The 16,250-nt window shown below is 61.8% G+C and carries 20 protein-coding genes; 9 read left to right on the plus strand and 11 right to left on the minus strand.

The window, feature by feature from the left end; all coding sequences use genetic code 11:
- Positions 1–106 precede the first annotated feature (106 nt).
- The 6 genes from EIY71_RS15530 to EIY71_RS15555 all read right to left on the minus strand — a co-directional run bounded on the left by EIY71_RS15530 (position 107) and on the right by EIY71_RS15555 (position 4,214).
- Positions 107–1,447 carry a HAMP domain-containing sensor histidine kinase gene (locus EIY71_RS15530; protein ID WP_134022230.1) on the minus strand — a complete coding sequence of 447 codons (1,341 nt, stop codon included), beginning with the start codon at positions 1,445–1,447 and terminating at the stop codon, positions 107–109.
- Positions 1,448–1,514: 67 nt separating this feature from the next.
- Positions 1,515–1,964, minus strand: a complete 450-nt coding sequence (locus EIY71_RS15535) for a Spy/CpxP family protein refolding chaperone (RefSeq protein WP_085605711.1) — start codon at positions 1,962–1,964, stop codon at positions 1,515–1,517.
- A 136-nt stretch (positions 1,965–2,100) separates the two neighbouring features.
- Positions 2,101–2,778 carry a response regulator transcription factor gene (locus tag EIY71_RS15540; protein WP_007958370.1) on the minus strand — a complete coding sequence of 226 codons (678 nt, stop codon included), beginning with the start codon at positions 2,776–2,778 and terminating at the stop codon, positions 2,101–2,103.
- Between the two features lie 7 nt (positions 2,779–2,785).
- Positions 2,786–3,196 carry a translation initiation factor 2 gene (locus tag EIY71_RS15545; protein ID WP_085747147.1) on the minus strand — a complete coding sequence of 137 codons (411 nt, stop codon included), beginning with the start codon at positions 3,194–3,196 and terminating at the stop codon, positions 2,786–2,788.
- Positions 3,197–3,316: 120 nt separating this feature from the next.
- Entirely contained in the window at positions 3,317–3,616 is a 300-nt protein-coding gene (locus tag EIY71_RS15550) for a YciI family protein (RefSeq protein WP_134022232.1), read from the minus strand.
- A gap of 1 nt (position 3,617) precedes the next feature.
- Positions 3,618–4,214 carry a septation protein A gene (locus tag EIY71_RS15555; RefSeq protein ID WP_007958367.1) on the minus strand — a complete coding sequence of 199 codons (597 nt, stop codon included), beginning with the start codon at positions 4,212–4,214 and terminating at the stop codon, positions 3,618–3,620.
- 87 nt (positions 4,215–4,301) lie between these two features.
- On the opposite strand from EIY71_RS15555, the gene EIY71_RS15560 reads away from it, so the two are divergent.
- The 9 genes from EIY71_RS15560 to arfB all read left to right on the plus strand — a co-directional run bounded on the left by EIY71_RS15560 (position 4,302) and on the right by arfB (position 12,713).
- Complete coding sequence (locus EIY71_RS15560) at positions 4,302–5,165, plus strand: PHP domain-containing protein (RefSeq protein WP_085747145.1); 864 nt, start codon at positions 4,302–4,304, stop codon at positions 5,163–5,165.
- 13 nt (positions 5,166–5,178) lie between these two features.
- Complete coding sequence (locus EIY71_RS15565; protein WP_102686021.1) at positions 5,179–5,808, plus strand: L-threonylcarbamoyladenylate synthase; 630 nt, start codon at positions 5,179–5,181, stop codon at positions 5,806–5,808.
- Between the two features lie 120 nt (positions 5,809–5,928).
- Positions 5,929–6,627, plus strand: a complete 699-nt coding sequence (locus EIY71_RS15570) for a ScpA family protein (protein WP_170844946.1) — start codon at positions 5,929–5,931, stop codon at positions 6,625–6,627.
- 11 nt (positions 6,628–6,638) lie between these two features.
- On the plus strand, positions 6,639–7,646 hold the full coding sequence (gene scpB / locus EIY71_RS15575) for an SMC-Scp complex subunit ScpB (RefSeq protein ID WP_134022234.1): 1,008 nt from the start codon (positions 6,639–6,641) through the stop codon (positions 7,644–7,646).
- Between the two features lie 2 nt (positions 7,647–7,648).
- Entirely contained in the window at positions 7,649–7,840 is a 192-nt protein-coding gene (locus EIY71_RS15580) for a DUF1289 domain-containing protein (protein WP_007958358.1), read from the plus strand.
- A gap of 153 nt (positions 7,841–7,993) precedes the next feature.
- The gene (gene rluB, locus EIY71_RS15585) at positions 7,994–9,211 is read left to right on the plus strand and encodes a 23S rRNA pseudouridine(2605) synthase RluB (RefSeq protein ID WP_085747142.1); all 1,218 of its coding nucleotides are present in this window, start codon (positions 7,994–7,996) and stop codon (positions 9,209–9,211) included.
- Positions 9,212–10,058: 847 nt separating this feature from the next.
- Positions 10,059–11,474, plus strand: coding sequence for an amino acid permease (locus EIY71_RS15590; protein WP_129973378.1), 1,416 nt, complete (start codon positions 10,059–10,061; stop codon positions 11,472–11,474).
- 108 nt (positions 11,475–11,582) lie between these two features.
- On the plus strand, positions 11,583–12,278 hold the full coding sequence (locus tag EIY71_RS15595; RefSeq protein WP_134022236.1) for a pentapeptide repeat-containing protein: 696 nt from the start codon (positions 11,583–11,585) through the stop codon (positions 12,276–12,278).
- 21 nt (positions 12,279–12,299) lie between these two features.
- Complete coding sequence (arfB, locus tag EIY71_RS15600; protein ID WP_085747139.1) at positions 12,300–12,713, plus strand: alternative ribosome rescue aminoacyl-tRNA hydrolase ArfB; 414 nt, start codon at positions 12,300–12,302, stop codon at positions 12,711–12,713.
- On the opposite strand, the gene EIY71_RS15605 is transcribed toward arfB, so the two are convergent.
- The 5 genes from EIY71_RS15605 to EIY71_RS15620 form a co-directional block, all read right to left on the minus strand.
- Positions 12,710–13,897 (minus strand): MFS transporter, encoded by a 1,188-nt coding sequence (locus EIY71_RS15605; protein ID WP_176240490.1) that lies wholly within the window; start codon positions 13,895–13,897, stop codon positions 12,710–12,712. The genes arfB and EIY71_RS15605 overlap by 4 nt on opposite strands.
- Before the next feature lie 95 nt (positions 13,898–13,992).
- Complete coding sequence (locus EIY71_RS15610) at positions 13,993–14,172, minus strand: hypothetical protein (protein WP_007958348.1); 180 nt, start codon at positions 14,170–14,172, stop codon at positions 13,993–13,995.
- Between the two features lie 73 nt (positions 14,173–14,245).
- Entirely contained in the window at positions 14,246–14,377 is a 132-nt protein-coding gene (locus tag EIY71_RS28745; RefSeq protein ID WP_007958347.1) for a hypothetical protein, read from the minus strand.
- Positions 14,378–14,617: 240 nt separating this feature from the next.
- Positions 14,618–15,811, minus strand: a complete 1,194-nt coding sequence (locus tag EIY71_RS15615) for an amino acid aminotransferase (RefSeq protein ID WP_085683027.1) — start codon at positions 15,809–15,811, stop codon at positions 14,618–14,620.
- Positions 15,811–16,167 carry a 4a-hydroxytetrahydrobiopterin dehydratase gene (locus tag EIY71_RS15620; protein ID WP_003222798.1) on the minus strand — a complete coding sequence of 119 codons (357 nt, stop codon included), beginning with the start codon at positions 16,165–16,167 and terminating at the stop codon, positions 15,811–15,813. The genes EIY71_RS15615 and EIY71_RS15620 overlap by 1 nt, the downstream gene beginning before the upstream one ends.
- Between the last annotated feature and the right edge of the window lie 83 nt (positions 16,168–16,250).

Below are 16,250 nucleotides of genomic sequence, written 5' to 3' on the forward strand. Positions count from 1 at the left end.
TAATCGACTCGATTTTTCAGGTTGATGTATGACGCAAGACACCTCGGTCGGCTCCCTCTCCCTCCGGGAGAGGGCTGGGCGGGCGGCGTTCCGATGAGGGGGCTTTTCAGGGTTGCACCACAATCCCAGGCACCAGCGGCAACTCAAGACTGGCCACAAACCCGCCCTGCGGGTGATTGGCCAGCACCAGCGTCCCGCCATGCCGCTCCGCCGCCCGCCGGGCAATCGCCAGTCCCAGGCCATGCCCGGCAGCGGTCTGCCCCGGCGCCCGATAAAACGGTTCGCCCAACTGGCTTAGATGCTCGGCCTGCACCCCCGGCCCATGGTCACGCACGCTGACCACGATCCGCTCACCCTGACGTGACGCCTGCATTTCAATCGACTGCCCGACCGGGTTGAAGCGCTGGGCATTGCGCAGCAGGTTGTCCACGGCGCGCTCGATCATGGTCGGCCAGCCTGTCAGATTGAGTGCCGGCTCGGCCTCCAGGAGCACGGTCTGCTCTGGCGAGCCGAGTTGCGCGTCCTTTTGCAGGGTGGCGAGCAAGGCATTCAGATCCACGTCTTCGGCGCTGGCGTTGTCGGCATCGACCCGCGCCAGCACCAGAATTTCACTGATCAGCGCTTCCAGCCGATCACACTCGCGGGTCAGGCGAGGCCAGAGTTTTTCCCGTTCTTCCGGGCTGGCCCGTTCGGCCAGTGCCAGGGCGATGCGCAGGCGTGCCAGCGGCGAGCGCAATTCGTGGGAGACATCACGCAGCAACTGACGCTGACTGCCGATCAGGCTTTGCAGACGGGCACCCATGCGGTTGAAGTCATTGGCCAGCACACCGAATTCATCCCGACGGTTGGCCAGTTGCGCCAGGCTGTTCTGTTGATAGGTGGTCTGGCCGAGGTCATGCACTGCACCGCGCAGGCGACTGAGCGGGCGAGTGATGGAAAACGTCACCAGCAGGCTGAACAGGGTCAGCACCACCAACGCAATGCCCAGCGCACTCAATGGCCAGAGCAGGCTTTCGCGGTGCCAGGCGTCGAGTTCGGGGTGCGGGATGCGGTAGATGAAGAGGTAGGTGTCGCCGCTTTTGTCGCTGGTGAATTCGTCGGTCAGACGGCGCCATGGCAGGCGACGGTCATCGTTGTTCTGCCGCGCCTCGAAGGCGGCCGCGCGCCGGGGGAAGGTGCCGCGCACCACCGGGTCGCCGGTTTCGTTCAGCACTTGCACGTCGATGTGGTACTGGCGCTTGCGCTGTTCGAGGATGTCCTGGGCGGCGTTTTCGCCCTGGGCTTCGTAAGTCTGCGTCCATTCGGCAGCCAGAGTGTTGAGGCCCGGATGGCGGCTGAGGATCCACGCGTCCTGGTTGAGCATGTGCCCCAGCAGAATGGAAAGCCCTGCAACCAGAGCGATGGCCAGCCAGAAGCTGGCGAGGATACGCCAGAACAATGAACGCACAGAAAATCCTCAAACAAAGAAAACCCAACGGCGGTGAGCCGTTGGGTCGGGGCGTGACGCTAGAACATTATTGCGCCTTTTGCGGCTGTTGCGCTTTCCAGGCTTTGAACTCGGCCCATTCGGCGCGACGCTCGGCCTGTTTCTTCTGGATCTCGTCGAATTTCTTCTGTTGATCCGGTTTCAACACGGCGCGGACATCGGACTCGGCTTTCTTGTGGTTGGCCGCCATCTCGTCCTTCATGGCTTTCTGGTCGGCTGGCGAGAGTTTCTCCAGGTATTTGTCGACCGTCTGCTTACGCTCGTGCATCTGCTCGCCCATGATCTTGCGGATCTGCTCGCGCTGTTCGCGGGACAGGTCCAGCTGGCTGTACGGGCCTTTGCCGTGCATGCCGTGCATCTGACCGCCATGGCGCGGGCCGTCCAGCGGGCCACCCATCGGGCCGCCATCCTGTGGCATGGCCATGGCGACGGTCGGCAGGGCAGCGGCAAACATCAGAGCGATAAGAGTCTTGCGCATGGTGAATCTCCTTTGTCTCGTTCCCGGTACGTTCCGGATGAGTACAGATTACGGAGATCAAGGTCAGCGGCGGTCAGCGCTGTGTAAAGCTTGGGTAAACACGTTTTCGCGCCGACCTGACAAAACTGACAGACGATCAGAGGCTGTAGTAGTAGCCACGGCTGCGCAGGGCAACGATGCGCGGGCGACCGTCGGGGTGCGGGCCGATCTTTTTGCGCAGGTTGCTGACGTGCATGTCCAGGCTGCGGTCGTACAGGGTCAGCTTGCGGCCGAGGGCGATCTGCGCCAGTTCCTGTTTGTCCAGCGGCTCGCCCGGTTGCTTGAGCAGGGCTTCGAGCAGGCGACTTTCGGACACGGTGAGGGTGAATTCCTTTTCGTCGATACTGACCACGCCGCGCACCGGGCTGAAGCTCAGGTCGCCCAGCTCGAGCTGGGTCGACACTGCGGCCGGATGACTGCGGCGCAGCACGGCGCGCAGGCGGGCGGTCAGTTCGCGCGGATCGCAGGGTTTGGCCAGGTAATCGTCGGCGCCCAGTTCCAGGCCGAGGATCCGGTCCAGCGGCTCGCCCCGGGCCGAGAGCATCAACACCGGCAGGTCGGCGTGATCGCTGCGCAATTGCTTGAGCAGTTCCAGACCGCTGCCGTCGGGCAGCATCACGTCCAGCACCACGGCCGCCGGCGCGGTTTCGGCCAGCGCCTTGCGGGCGCTCTGACCATCGTGGCAGGCCCGGACCTGAAAGCCTTCCTGGCTCAGCCAGCTACTCAGGAGTTCGCACAACTCCTGGTCATCATCAATCAGTAACAGCTCGCTCATGACTCACTCAATTTAGCCATTGCCGACGTTTTCGGCTTGCTCCACTGGCAAAGATACCGCAGAGCAGCGCCAATAGCGCTACCCCGGCCCCGGTGACGAACCATTGCTGCTGTTCGGTCAGCAGGCGCGGCAGCGGGCTGGCCTGGGCTTCCTTGAGTTGCAGCTTCAGACGCTGGTTCTCTTGGCGCAGCCGGGCGAGCTGGGCGCTTTCGCGGGTGTTGTCGGCATTTTGCAGTTGTTTGCTCAGTTCTTCCCGTTGCTGCTCGCTGGCCTTCAGGCGCTGCTGCAACTCGGTGATCTGGCTGCCGGCGCTCAACGAAAGCGGTGTGGAGCTGCCGCCTTCGGTGCTTTCTTCACCATGGGCGGGCGCCACGATCGACAACGTGACCAACATCAGACACAACGGACCCTTGCGCATCGCGACTCCTGTTTCCAAATGGATATTGGGCAGGTTGTCGGCCGGCAAACGAGAATAATGAGCGATTGAGAACGCGATGAACCGACAAGGTTCATCGCGTGGGGGGATCAGCGGGGGAGGTTACGGCAGGACTTGCTTGAACGGCTTGACGATCACGTTGGCGTAAACGCCGGCGGCGATGTACGGGTCGGCATCGGCCCAGGCTTGCGCCGCGCTCAGGGAATCGAATTCGGCAACGATCAGGCTGCCGCTGAAACCTGCTGCGCCCGGATCATTGCTGTCGACCGCCGGGTGCGGGCCGGCCAGCACCATGCGGCCTTCGCCCTTGAGCACTTGCAGGCGTTCAAGGTGTGCCGGGCGCGCAGCGAGGCGGGCTTCCAGGGAGTTGGCGACGTCGGTGGCAATGATGGCGTAGAGCATGTCAGTCCTCGGTTTTTGGCGTTGTGGTATCGGCGTCGTGCAGGTGACGGGACAGGTAGATGCCTTGAGCGACCAGGAACAGCACGGTCAAGCCCAGGCTGCCGAACACCTTGAAGTCCACCCAGTAGTCCTGGAAGGTGAAGGCGACGAACAGGTTGGCGGCACCGCAGAACAGGAAGAAACCGATCCAGGCGATGTTCAAACGGGTCCAGACCGGATCCGGCAGGGTCAACGCGTGGCCCATGATGCGCTTGATCAGCAGGCGGTCACCGATGAAATGGCTGCCGATGAAGGCCAGGGCGAACAGCCAGTTGACCACCGGGGCTTTCCATTTCAGGAAGGTTTCGCTGTGAAAGGCCAGGGTCAGGCTGCCGAACACGAGGCAGGCGACCAGCGTCAGCCACTGGCTCTTCTCCAGCTTGCGCTGCTTGATGAAGATCGCGCCGTACACCACCAGGGAGCTGATGATCAGCACGGCGGTTGCACTGTAAATGCCGCCTACCGTCAGTTCATGGCCGGCAACGTCGACGGTGCGTGGATCGAGTTTGTAGACGATGAAGAACAGCAGAAGCGGGATGAAATCGATGAATTGTTTCACAGTGAGAGCCAGAAGCTGGATGTGGCGGCATAATAACAAACATATGGGCGCGCGATAGCGCCAGCTGATTTGAGGTTACACATCCCCGTGAATGTTGATTTGCACTGCCACAGCACGGCCTCCGACGGCGCCCTGGCGCCTGCGGCACTGGTTGCGCGTGCGTTCGAGAACGGCGTGCGAGTCCTGGCCCTGACCGATCACGACACCCTAGAAGGCCTCGCCGAAGCGCGCACGGCCGCCGAGGCGCTGGGCATGCAACTGGTCAACGGCGTCGAGTTGTCCTGCACCTGGGGCGGGGCGACCATTCACGTACTCGGCTACGGTTTCGACGTCAACGCCGCGCCGCTGGTCGAGGCGATTGCCCAGTTGCACGACGGCCGCTGGCTGCGGTCTGAGGAAATAAGCCGCAAGCTCGCCCTCAAGGGCATGCCGAATGCGCTCGACGGCGCGCGGCAGATCCAGCAGGAACTGGGCGACAGCGGTAACGCGCCGGCCCGCCCGCATTTCGCCGACTGGATGGTGCGTGAAGGTTTTGTAAAGGATCGCGCCGAGGCGTTTCGCAAATGGCTCGGCGCCGGCAAGCTTGGGGACGTCAAGCAGCATTGGCCGACCCTCGAAGACACCGTCGGCACGCTGCGAGCCGCCGGCGCCTGGGTCAGCCTGGCGCATCCGTGGCACTACGATTTCACCCGCAGCAAGCGCCGAAAGCTGATTGCCGACTATATTCAAGCAGGCGGGCATGCGATCGAAGTGGTCAACGGTCATCAGCCTGCGGAACAGGTGGGCAGCCTGGCAATCCTTGCCCGTGAGTTCGGTCTGCTGGTCAGCGCCGGCAGTGATTTCCATGGCCCTGGTGGCTGGTCCGAGATCGGCCAGTACCGGCCGGTGCCGGAGGACCTTCCACCCCTGTGGTGTCGGTTCAAACATGACACAGTTATTGCCGCCGTCTGAACAGGTAGAGAATGTGAGTCAATTTTTCCAGATTCATCCGGAAAATCCGCAAGCGCGCCTGATCAAACAGGCGGTCGAGATCATCCGCAAGGGCGGAGTGGTGGTCTATCCCACGGACTCCTCCTACGCAATCGGCTGCCAGATCGGCGACAAGAACGGCATCGAGCGCGTTCGACGCCTGCGTCAGCTTGACGAAAAGCACAACTTCGCACTGATCTGCAGCGACCTTTCGCAACTGGGCAATTACGCCAAGATCGACACCGGGACGTTTCGAATCCTCAAAGCCCACTTGCCAGGGCCGTACACCTTCATCCTCAACGCCACCCGCGAAGTGCCGCGCCTGCTGCTGCATCCGAAGAAACGCACCATCGGTCTGCGGGTGCCGAGCCATCCGATCGCGCTGGCGCTGCTGGCGGAACTGGGAGAGCCGTTGATGAGCGTGACCCTGATCATGCCGGGCGATGAAGACCCGTTGAGCGATCCGTACGAAATGCGCCAGTTGCTCGAGCATCAGGTCGACCTGATCATCGACGGCGGTTCCGGCGGTATCAAGGCCTCCACCGTGATCGACCTCACGGGCGATGATCCGGAAGTGATCCGCGTCGGTTGCGGCGATCCTGCCCCATTCATGGTCGAGGCCTGAATGTCCGCAGTGGAAACCGTTGATCCCCAGGCCGGTGCCCAGCAGGAACTGCCGTTTGCCATGGTCTATGGCCAGGCCGTCACGGAAATGCCGCTGGACCTGTACATCCCGCCCGACGCGCTGGAAGTCTTCCTCGAAGCCTTCGAAGGCCCGCTCGATCTGCTGCTGTACCTGATCCGCAAACAGAACATCAACATCCTCGACATCCCGGTGGCGGAAATCACCCGCCAGTACATGGGTTATGTCGAGCTTATGCAGTCGGTGCGTCTGGAACTGGCCGCCGAATACCTGGTGATGGCCGCGATGCTGGCCGAGATCAAGTCGCGGATGCTGTTGCCCCGGGCCGAAACCGTCGAGGACGAAGAGGACGACCCGCGCGCCGAGCTGATTCGTCGCCTGCAGGAGTACGAACGGTTCAAGGCTGCCGCCGAAGGCATCGATGGCCTGAGCCGGGTCGGTCGCGACGTGATCGTGCCCAAGCTCGACGCCCCGGAAGCCCGCGCGCGCAAACTCTTGCCCGACGTGGCGCTGGAAGAAATCCTGATGTCCATGGCCGAGGTGCTGCGCCGGGGCGACATGTTCGAAAGCCATCAGGTCAGCCGCGAGGCGCTGTCCACCCGCGAGCGCATGAGCGATGTGCTGGAGCGGCTCAAGGGCGGCGGGTTTGTGCCGTTCGTCGAGCTGTTCACCGCCGAGGAGGGCAAGCTCGGGGTGGTGGTGACCTTCATGGCGATCCTTGAACTGGTCAAGGAATCCCTGATCGAGCTGGTGCAGAATGAGCCGTTCGCCGCGATCCACGTGCGAGCCCGAGCCGAATAACGAGTCCCGATATGAACCTGACTGAACCCCGCGAGCTGGCGTCCCTGCTTGAAGCCTTTCTGTTGGCCTCGGGAAAGCCGCAATCCCTCGAGCGCCTTTATGAACTGTTCGAAGAAGGCGAGCGCCCGGAACCGCCGGTCTTCAAGAAAGCCCTGACCCTGCTCGGCAAATCCTGCGAAGGCCGGGCGTTCGAGCTCAAGGAAGTCGCGTCGGGCTATCGCCTGCAAATCCGCGAGAAGTTCGCGCCGTGGGTCGGCCGGTTGTGGGAAGAACGTCCGCAACGTTATTCCCGAGCATTGCTGGAAACCATGGCGCTGATCGCCTATCGCCAGCCGATCACCCGGGGCGAGATCGAGGATGTGCGGGGCGTGGCGGTCAACACCAACATCGTCAAGACGCTGATGGAGCGTGAGTGGATCCGCATCGTCGGTTACCGCGACGTGCCGGGCAAACCCGCGATGTTCGCCACCACCAAGGCGTTTCTCGACCACTTCAATCTGAAGAACCTTGACGACCTGCCGCCGCTGGCCGAGTTGCGCGAAATCGAGGCGGATCCGGTGCTCGACTTCGACGACGCTCCGGTGCCGCCGGGCTTGCAGGAGCTGGCCGACGCCAGTGCCGAGCCGGAAGAGCCGAAGGAAGAAACCAGTTTCCACACCCTTCTGCTGGAACTGGACAGCATGGAGGAGGGGATCAAGACCGACTTTGACGACTTGCTGCGTGACGGGGCGGGCGGTGAATCGATGCCGACCGGGGTTGAGTTCGATCCGGTCGAGCCGCCGGTTGAGGATGAGTTCGAAACTGAATTTGAGCATGAGCCTGAATTCGAGCCCGAGCCTGAGCAGGAAGACGATGTGCTCGGCGTGGCCGAAGCCCGGGAAAAACTGCTGGCCGCCGTCGCCCGGCTGGAACAGCCCGCACCGGAACCCGCCGCCGAGGAAGAGTTGAGCGAAGAAGAGGCCGAGGCCCGCGCCCTGGCCGAAGCCATCGAAGCCGAACGCCGCGAGTTCGAGGATTGAGCATGAGCTCGACCAAGGACCCGTGCATCAGCGTCTGCAAGTTCAGCGACGACATCTGTCTGGGCTGCGGCCGCAGCAAGCGCGAGATCCGGGCCTGGAAGAAACTCGACAAGGACGACAAGCGCACCGTACTGGCTGAAGCCGCGTTGCGTCTGATCAAGCTCGGGGCCACCGGTCGGCGGAAAAAGAAATAACCTTGCCCTGATCGACTAGTCTCTGATGCGCGCGCGGCCACATCCGCGTATGATTCGCGACCCTTCGGCGATCCCTTCGCCCGAAAACCCAGATTTCAACGCTTCAGCGGCTCATTCAGCGCCGCTGAACAGACCACACCGGGAGGTGCCCAGATGAGTGACATCAATCAGAAAGACGACCAGGAAATCGGCCCAGCAGGCGAAAAGCTGCAGAAAGTCCTCGCCCGTATCGGCGTCGGCTCGCGCCGTGACGTCGAATCCTGGATCGCTGCCGGCCGGATCAAGGTCAATGGCAAAGACGCCACCCTCGGTCTGCGTGTCGACATGCACGACGCCATCACCATTGATGGCAAAGTCATCAAGCGCGAAGAAGCCGCCGAGTCGGTGCGCCGCGTGATCATGTACAACAAACCCGATGGCGAGATCTGCACCCGTGACGACCCGGAAGGCCGTCCGACCGTGTTCGACAAGCTGCCGCGTCCGAAAGAAGGCCGCTGGATCAACATCGGTCGTCTCGACATCAACACCACCGGTCTGCTGATGTTCACCACCGACGGTGAGCTGGCCAACCGCCTGATGCACCCGTCCTACGAGATGGACCGTGAGTACGCGGTGCGTGTGCGTGGCGAAGTCGATGACGAGATGATCGAGCGCCTGAAGGCCGGCGTTGTGCTGGAAGACGGCCCGGCGCGTTTCACCGACATTCAACAGGCACCGGGCGGCGAAGGCTTCAACCACTGGTATCACTGCGTGGTGATGGAAGGCCGTAACCGTGAAGTGCGTCGCCTGTGGGAATCCCAGGGCCTGGTGGTCAGCCGCCTGAAGCGCGTGCGTTTCGGCCCGGTTTTCCTCAACTCCGACCTGCCGATGGGCCGCTGGCGTGAAATGAGCCAGTACGAAGTCGACGTGCTGAGCGCCGAAGTCGGCCTGACCCCGGTGGCCATGCCGCAACTGAATGCCAAGAGCAAAGACAAGCTCGACCGGATGCAGCGCAAATCGTCGCGTCCGATGGCCCGTACCGAACGCGTGCGCACCCTGCGTCCGGCCAACGGTGCACCGATTGGCGCCGGTCCACGTCCGGTCCGCGAGCCGCAGATCGAAGGCGAGCGTCCAGGCCGCAAGCCGGCAGCGCGTCCGGATGGCGAGCGCGGTCCACGCACTCCGCGTCCGGCCAATGGCCGTACCGAGCGGGGCGAAGGTCGCGGTACGCCGGTGGCGGATCGTCCAGCCGACACCAAGCGTCCGGCCAAGCCGGCGCCGAAGCGTCCAGGCATCAAGCTGGCTGACGATGACAAGCCGTCGGGCAAGCGCCGTGGCGCACCGGCCGGTTCCGGCCAGCGTCCGGGTTTCGGTCGCAAGAAGCCGGAATAAAGCAGTTGTAAGCTTCGAGCGGCAAGCCTCAAGCTGAAAACAGAAACGCCAACCTTAGGGTTGGCGTTTTTTTTGGACTTTTTATTTCTTTTTTTCAGGCGTGTTTTTCTTGTTTTAAAACAAAAAACTTAACGCCTTTCAAATAGTTAGTCAGCTAACGTCAATCGCTGCTCCGGGCTTCGATGGGTCTGGCGTGGAAACTTTACGTTACGCACTGTCAGTGAATATTTACGAAAAGGCCGTCGCAGACCCGTAAATCGGGTGTTTTTATCAGACTGTAAGGAAAATCTGCCGGAGCCAGTCCCGCCGGGCCTTGCGCGGCGCTCTGGCGCGCTTGTTTCAGCGTCGTTTGGAAGGTGAGATGCGCTGCATGCCTGTCGTGCAGGTGCATAACAAGAAGGAGGCGCAATGAACGCCGATATCCATTTTCACTTCTCCACGTGGGGCGGATTTTCCATCGTCCACGCCGATGGCCTGCAAAGGCCTGACTCAATTTTTGCAGCCGCCCGGGCCTCCCGGGGTGGACACATGCAATCCCGGCAACCGACACGCTGATCCGGCGAGGTCTGGCAGCAGGGGGTTAGCGGTGTACAATGCGCCGCGTTTTAACTGTGACCCTCTGCGTAATCGCGCAAACCTCAAGGTTTATCCGCCTTGTTCACTCCGCCGCGTCACAAGCGTGTCGGGTTCGATTTCGTCACAGATAAAAACAAACAGGTGACGCATGACCGTTGTAAAAAAGCTGAATTCCTGGTGCCTGCGCTGGGGTTTGATCAAGGTTGGCTGAAATCGCAACCTTGCAGCAACGTCTACTGAACATCATCAAACCTTGCGTGAGACCTTTTTCATGAGTGGACAAAACTCGCAATCAGGCGAGCTGAAACGCGGCCTGAAAAATCGCCATATTCAACTGATCGCCCTCGGTGGCGCGATCGGTACCGGATTGTTCCTCGGCTCGGCCGGGGTGCTGAAATCCGCCGGCCCGTCGATGATCCTCGGCTATGCCATCTGCGGCTTCATCGCCTTCATGATCATGCGCCAGCTCGGCGAAATGATCGTCGAAGAGCCGGTGGCCGGCTCCTTCAGCCACTTTGCGCACAAATACTGGGGCGGTTTTGCCGGTTTCCTGTCGGGCTGGAACTGCTGGATCCTGTACATCCTGGTGGGCATGTCGGAGCTGACTGCGGTCGGCAAGTACATCCACTACTGGGCGCCGGAGATCCCGAGCTGGGTCACTGCTGCCGCGTTCTTCGTGCTGATCAATGCGATCAACCTGGCTAACGTCAAAGTCTTCGGTGAAGCCGAATTCTGGTTCGCGATCATCAAGGTCGTGGCGATCGTCGGCATGATCGCCCTGGGCAGTTATCTGCTGGTCAGCGGCCATGGCGGCGAGCAGGCGGCCGTTAGCAACCTGTGGTCCCACGGTGGCTTCTTCCCGAACGGCGTCAGCGGTCTGGTAATGGCCATGGCGATCATCATGTTCTCCTTCGGCGGTCTGGAAATGCTCGGTTTCACCGCAGCCGAAGCCGACAAGCCGAAAACCGTGATCCCGAAAGCGATCAACCAGGTGATCTACCGGATCCTGATTTTCTACATCGGCGCGCTGGTGATCCTGTTGTCGCTGACCCCGTGGGACAGCCTGCTGGAAACCCTCAACGCTTCGGGCGATTCCTACAGCGGCAGCCCGTTCGTGCAGGTGTTCTCGATGCTCGGCAGCAACACCGCCGCGCACATCCTCAACTTCGTGGTCCTGACCGCGGCATTGTCGGTGTACAACAGCGGCACCTACTGCAACAGCCGCATGCTGCTGGGCATGGCCGAGCAGGGTGATGCGCCGAAAGCGCTGGCGAAGATCGACAAGCGCGGCGTGCCGGTGCGTTCGATCCTGGCGTCGGCGGCCGTGACCCTGGTGGCGGTGCTGCTCAACTACCTGATCCCGCAACACGCGCTGGAACTGCTGATGTCGCTGGTGGTTGCAACGCTGGTGATCAACTGGGCGATGATCAGCTTCTCGCACTTCAAGTTCCGCCAGCACATGAACAAGACCAATCAGAAGCCGCTGTTCAAGGCGCTGTGGTACCCGTACGGCAACTACATCTGCCTGGCGTTCGTCCTGTTCATCCTCGGCGTGATGCTGCTGATCCCGGGCATTCAGATCTCGGTGTACGCGATCCCGGTGTGGGTGGTGTTCATGTGGGTCTGCTACGTGATCAAGAACAAGCGCAGCGATCAACGCGCGGTGCTTGGGGCCGCGGCCAAGTAGGCAACGGACGACAACAAAATAGCCGGCTTCCGCCGGCTTTTTTGTGCCCGGTCCTACGCGAAGTGACGATAGACTGCCGGCGCCAATTGAATCGCGAAGGAGTCGGGCATGGATCAGGTGCAAACGCACTACGAGGTCGAAGGAGACGCGCTGACGCGTGATGATGTGCAGGCGTTGATCGCGTCCCAGCGCTTGCCGCTGCGGTTTATCGGGGTGGATTTCACCGATGTCGATCTGTCGCGACTGACGCTGGATCGCGCCGATTTCCAGCGCTGCATTCTGCTGCGCACGCAATTTCTCGGTGCCCGCCTCGAAGCGACTCAATGGAAGGGCTGCCGGGGTGCCCACGCGGTGTTCGAAGCGGCGCAGTTGCTGGAGGCCTCGTTCAGCAGTTGCGATTTGAACAACACACGCTGGCAGCGGGCGAAACTGGCGCAGGTCGCTTTCACCGGCTGCAAGCTGACCGGTGCCAACTTCAGTCACACCTCCAGCCTGGGTCTGTCGTTCAGTGAGACCCGACTCAACAGCGCATTTCTGGCCGGCATGTCGTTCGCCCGCACGACGTTGAACGGTCTGGATTTCTCCGATGCGGACTTGAGCGATGCCGACTTTCGCAAGGCCGAGTTCATCGAGTGCAGCCTGGCTCACGCACGGATCAATGGCGCCAGGTTTACCGATGCCGACCTGCGCGGTGCTGATTTGAGCGGCTTTCGGCTCAACGATGCCAAACTGTTCAAAGGGGCGGTGATTTCCCGGGCCCAGGCATCGATGCTGTTGTCCGAACTGGGGTTGTCTGTCGCTTAGCGACTTGAAGGTAGAGTTTCCATGCTGGTGATTTCCAACAATGTGCATCTGCCGGACGCAGAGATCGAACTGACGTACATCCGCGCCCAGGGCGCCGGAGGGCAGAACGTCAACAAGGTCTCCAGCGCCGTGCATCTGCGCTTCGACATTCCGGCCTCGTCCTTGCCCGAGTTCTACAAGGAGCGGCTGCTGACGCTGCGTGACAGTCGCATTACCGGCGATGGCGTGCTGATCATCAAGGCTCAGCAGTTCCGTACGCAGGAACAGAACCGCGCCGATGCGCTGGAGCGTCTGACCGAGCTGATTCTCAGCGCCACCAAGGTCGAGAAGAAGCGCCGGCCGACCAAGCCGACGCTGGGTTCAAAGAAGCGTCGGCTCGAATCGAAAACCAAGCGCGGCAGCATCAAGGCCGGGCGCGGCAAGGTGGATTTCTAGTCTTCGCGGTACTTCGCCGTGTGGCGGTACAGATAGACGCTCAATGCCAGACCGCTCAGCGCGGCGAGGGCGGCGAACAGGAATATCGAGGCAAAACCGAAGCCCGCTGCAATCGCACCCGCCAGCGGCCCAGTGACGCCCAGCGACAAGTCTATGAACAACGAATAGGCCCCGACTGCCGCGCCTCGGCTGGAGGCCGGCACCAGGTTCACGGCTTCCACGCCCAGCGCCGGGAACACCAGCGAGAAACCGAAACCGCTCAATGCCGCACCGGCCAATGCCCAATGCGCGTCCGGCGCCAGCCACAGCAACAGCAGACCCAGGGTTTCCACCGACAGGCAGGCAATCGCCACACGAAAGCCGCCGAGGCGGTTGATCAAGTTGCCGAACAGCAGCCGCGCACCGATGAAGCTGGCGCCGAACAGGCTCAGGCACAGCACCGCGTTATCCCAGTGCTGCGTGGCGTAATACAGAGTGATAAAGGTGGCGATAGTGCCGAAACCGATCGAGCCCAGCGCCAGTCCGCAGCCGTGCGGGAAGACGCGCCCGAGCACGTGCATGAACGGCAGACGCTCGCCGGCCACGATCGGCGCGGCGGTTTTCGGCCAGGCCAGCAACAGCCCCAGCGTGGCCAGCAACAGAATGCTCACGCCCATGCTCCACAAGCCAAAACGGCTGACCAGCCACACCCCCAGCGGCGCACCGACCGCCAGCGCACCGTAACTGGCGATGCCGTTCCACGAGATGACTTTGGCGGTGTTGGCGGCGCCGACGCGGCCGATGCCCCAACCGATCGAGCCTGAGCCGACCAGGCTTTCAGCGCTGCCCAGCACCAGACGGCCGACGAACAGGCTGATCAGGCTCAGCAGCGGCAGGTGGGGCGTCCACGCCGAAATCAGCATGAACACACCGCTCAAGCCACACCCGGCCAGACCAATCATCACCGCACGTTTACTGCCCTGGTTGTCGATGATCTTGCCGGCATACGGGCGACTGAGCAGCGTGGCGAGGTATTGCACGCTGATTACCAGCCCGGCGATGACCGCGCCGAAGCCCAGGTCGCTGTGCACGTAGCCCGGCAGCACCGCCAGCGGAATGCCGATATTCAGATAACCGATGAAGGTGAACAGGACGATGGAAACGACTTGCAGCGTGACCGCCAAGGGGCGCTGGGGTTCTGGCATAGAGGACGACATGAATTACGATCCACGGGAAGAGCAGAATAGATAGGCTGCTCATGATACCGATGCGGACGCGTCTGGGGCGGGGAAAAGTAAAACTATTTGGCCGGGGCGACCAATTGCGTGGTGACCAGTGCGGCCAGCGCGTTTTCTTCGCTGCCGAAACGGGCGAGCAGGGCGGCCTGTTTCTCGGGCGAGAGACGGCTCCAGATCTCGATCATCTTCTCGGTGGCACCGATCAGGATCTCGGCCTGTTGTTCATCGAATTCTTTGGACATGGCGGCTCAGGTTTCAGGCAGTGTGGAAAGCGCATGTTAGCGCTTTCCACACGGTCTGTACGGCGGGTGTTGCTTACTCTTCGCTGTCGGCCGGACGGCTCTCGGCGGCTTCTTTCGGCTCGGGCTGTTGGGCACCGGCTTGTTGCGTGGTCGTCTGCTCAGTTTCGTGCAGGCTTGGGAAGGGGAGATTCGGAATCTCGTGCATGGTTGCGCTCCTCGCTAAGTCTGTTGATAGATCTGGTAGATCCGCGCTTTCAGAAAGCCTGCGAAGGATACAGCAGGAAAAGTGACAAACAGATTTTTAAATCCATTTGTTTCGACGGGCGGGATTGTCTAGACAAGTGCGACAGGGTGACGCAGGGCAAATGTGGGAGCGAGCCTGCTCGCGATGAGTGCGCCTGATCGTTCCCACGCGGAGCGTGGGAACGATCAAGACAAGGGGGAGTTATTTGCAGACGTTGGCGATCGCTTCTGCCAGCAAGTCGAGACGCGTCGCATCAATCCCGGCAACGTTGGCCCGGCCCGAGCTGACCATGTACACGCTGTGATGCTCGCGCAGGTTTTTCACCTGTTCCGGCGACAGACCGGTGTAGGAAAACATCCCGCGTTGCACGCCGATGTGTGCGAAACGCTCGCGCAGGCCGTGCGGTTCCAGCGCTTCCACCAGACCGCTGCGCAATTGGGCGATGCGCAGGCGCATGGCTTCCACTTCGTCGGCCCAGCGGCGTTTCAGCTCCGGGTCGGCGAGGATCGTGGCGACGACAGCCGCGCCGTGATCCGGTGGCGTCGACCACAGGTTGCGGGCGATGTGCGCCAGCTGGCTGCGGATGTCGATCAGCTTGTCAGCGGTTTTCGCGCTCACAATCAACGCACCGGTGCGGTCGCGATATAAACCGAAGTTCTTCGAGCAGGAGCTGGTGATCAGTAGCTCGGGCAACTCGGCGGCGAACAGTCGGGTCGACCACGCATCCTGCTCCAGACCGTCGCCGAAGCCCTGGTAGGCAAAGTCGATCAGCGGCAGCAGATCGCGGCGACGGACCACCTCCAGCACCCGCTGCCAGTCGTCGTGGCTCAGGTCGAAACCGGTCGGGTTGTGGCAGCACGCGTGCAGCAGCACCACATCGCCTTTCGGCACTTCATTGAGCACGGCGAGCATCGCATCGACGTCGAGGCGGTTGTCGCTGCCGACGTACGGGTAATGGCTGATCTTGACCCCGGCGGCCGCGAAAATCGTTTCGTGGATCGGCCAGGTCGGGTTGCTCAGCCATACGCCTTTGCCCGGCAGGCATTGCGCGATGAAATCCGCTGCCAGGCGCAGGGCGCCCGTGCCACCCGGGGTCTGGGTGGCGCCGGCGCGTTGCTCGGCGATCAGTGCCGAATCGGCACCGAGCACCAGCTCGTTGATGACCTTGCCGAACAGCGGATTGCCGTGGCCACCGATGTAGGTCTTGGTGTCCTGGCTCTCGACCAGACGCGCCTCGGCGATTTTCACCGCCTCGGGGATTGGCGTCAGGCCCTGGGCATCCTTGTAGACGCCCACGCCGAGGTCGAACTTGCGCGGGTTGGAGTCCTGCGCGTAGGCCTCCATCAGGCCGAGGATCGGGTCGCCGGGCACCCGGCCGATGGCGTCGAAGTGCATTACTTGCGTCCTTCTGCGGTCTTGGCCACTTCGTCAGTGCGCGCGGCCATGATGAAGTCGTTGCGGTGCAGACCCTTGATCGAGTGGCTCCACCAGGTCACGGTGACTTTGCCCCACTCGGTCAGCAGACCCGGGTGGTGACCTTCGGCCTCGGAGATCTCGCCGACGGCGTTGGTGAAGGCCAGCGCGTGCTTGAAATTCTTGAACAGGAAGACTTTTTCCAGTTGCATGATGCTGTCGCGTACTTCGATGTTCCAGTCAGGGATCTGCTTGATCAGGATCGGCAGTTCTTCATCGCTGACTTGTGGGGCATCGGCACGGCAGGCTTCGCAATGGGCTTGGTTCAAAGTGGACATGGTGGACTTCCTGAAATCTGAAGGTGTTTTTTTATATTGGCGGTCAGTGTCGCCACGCTAAACCAAAGTGGCGACGACGGACA

This window comes from Pseudomonas sp. CH235 (genome assembly GCF_004368175.1).
Taxonomy (GTDB): Bacteria; Pseudomonadota; Gammaproteobacteria; order Pseudomonadales; family Pseudomonadaceae; genus Aquipseudomonas; species Aquipseudomonas paraglycinae.

Excerpts from the sequence above, each read along its gene's own strand:
- EIY71_RS15535 (WP_085605711.1), bottom strand. The coding sequence starts at position 1,964 with ATGCGCAAGACTCTTATCGCTCTGATGTTTGCCGCTGCCCTGCCGACC.
- EIY71_RS15540 (WP_007958370.1), bottom strand. The coding sequence starts at position 2,778 with ATGAGCGAGCTGTTACTGATTGATGATGACCAGGAGTTGTGCGAACTC.
- EIY71_RS15545 (WP_085747147.1), bottom strand. The coding sequence starts at position 3,196 with ATGCGCAAGGGTCCGTTGTGTCTGATGTTGGTCACGTTGTCGATCGTG.
- EIY71_RS15550 (WP_134022232.1), bottom strand. The coding sequence starts at position 3,616 with ATGCTCTACGCCATCATTGCCACCGACGTCGCCAACTCCCTGGAAGCC.
- scpB (WP_134022234.1), top strand. The coding sequence starts at position 6,639 with ATGAACCTGACTGAACCCCGCGAGCTGGCGTCCCTGCTTGAAGCCTTT.
- EIY71_RS15580 (WP_007958358.1), top strand. The coding sequence starts at position 7,649 with ATGAGCTCGACCAAGGACCCGTGCATCAGCGTCTGCAAGTTCAGCGAC.
- rluB (WP_085747142.1), top strand. The coding sequence starts at position 7,994 with ATGAGTGACATCAATCAGAAAGACGACCAGGAAATCGGCCCAGCAGGC.
- EIY71_RS15590 (WP_129973378.1), top strand. The coding sequence starts at position 10,059 with ATGAGTGGACAAAACTCGCAATCAGGCGAGCTGAAACGCGGCCTGAAA.
- EIY71_RS15595 (WP_134022236.1), top strand. The coding sequence starts at position 11,583 with ATGGATCAGGTGCAAACGCACTACGAGGTCGAAGGAGACGCGCTGACG.
- arfB (WP_085747139.1), top strand. The coding sequence starts at position 12,300 with ATGCTGGTGATTTCCAACAATGTGCATCTGCCGGACGCAGAGATCGAA.
- EIY71_RS15605 (WP_176240490.1), bottom strand. The coding sequence starts at position 13,897 with ATGCCAGAACCCCAGCGCCCCTTGGCGGTCACGCTGCAAGTCGTTTCC.
- EIY71_RS15610 (WP_007958348.1), bottom strand. The coding sequence starts at position 14,172 with ATGTCCAAAGAATTCGATGAACAACAGGCCGAGATCCTGATCGGTGCC.
- EIY71_RS28745 (WP_007958347.1), bottom strand. The coding sequence starts at position 14,377 with ATGCACGAGATTCCGAATCTCCCCTTCCCAAGCCTGCACGAAACTGAG.
- EIY71_RS15615 (WP_085683027.1), bottom strand. The coding sequence starts at position 15,811 with ATGCACTTCGACGCCATCGGCCGGGTGCCCGGCGACCCGATCCTCGGC.
- EIY71_RS15620 (WP_003222798.1), bottom strand. The coding sequence starts at position 16,167 with ATGTCCACTTTGAACCAAGCCCATTGCGAAGCCTGCCGTGCCGATGCC.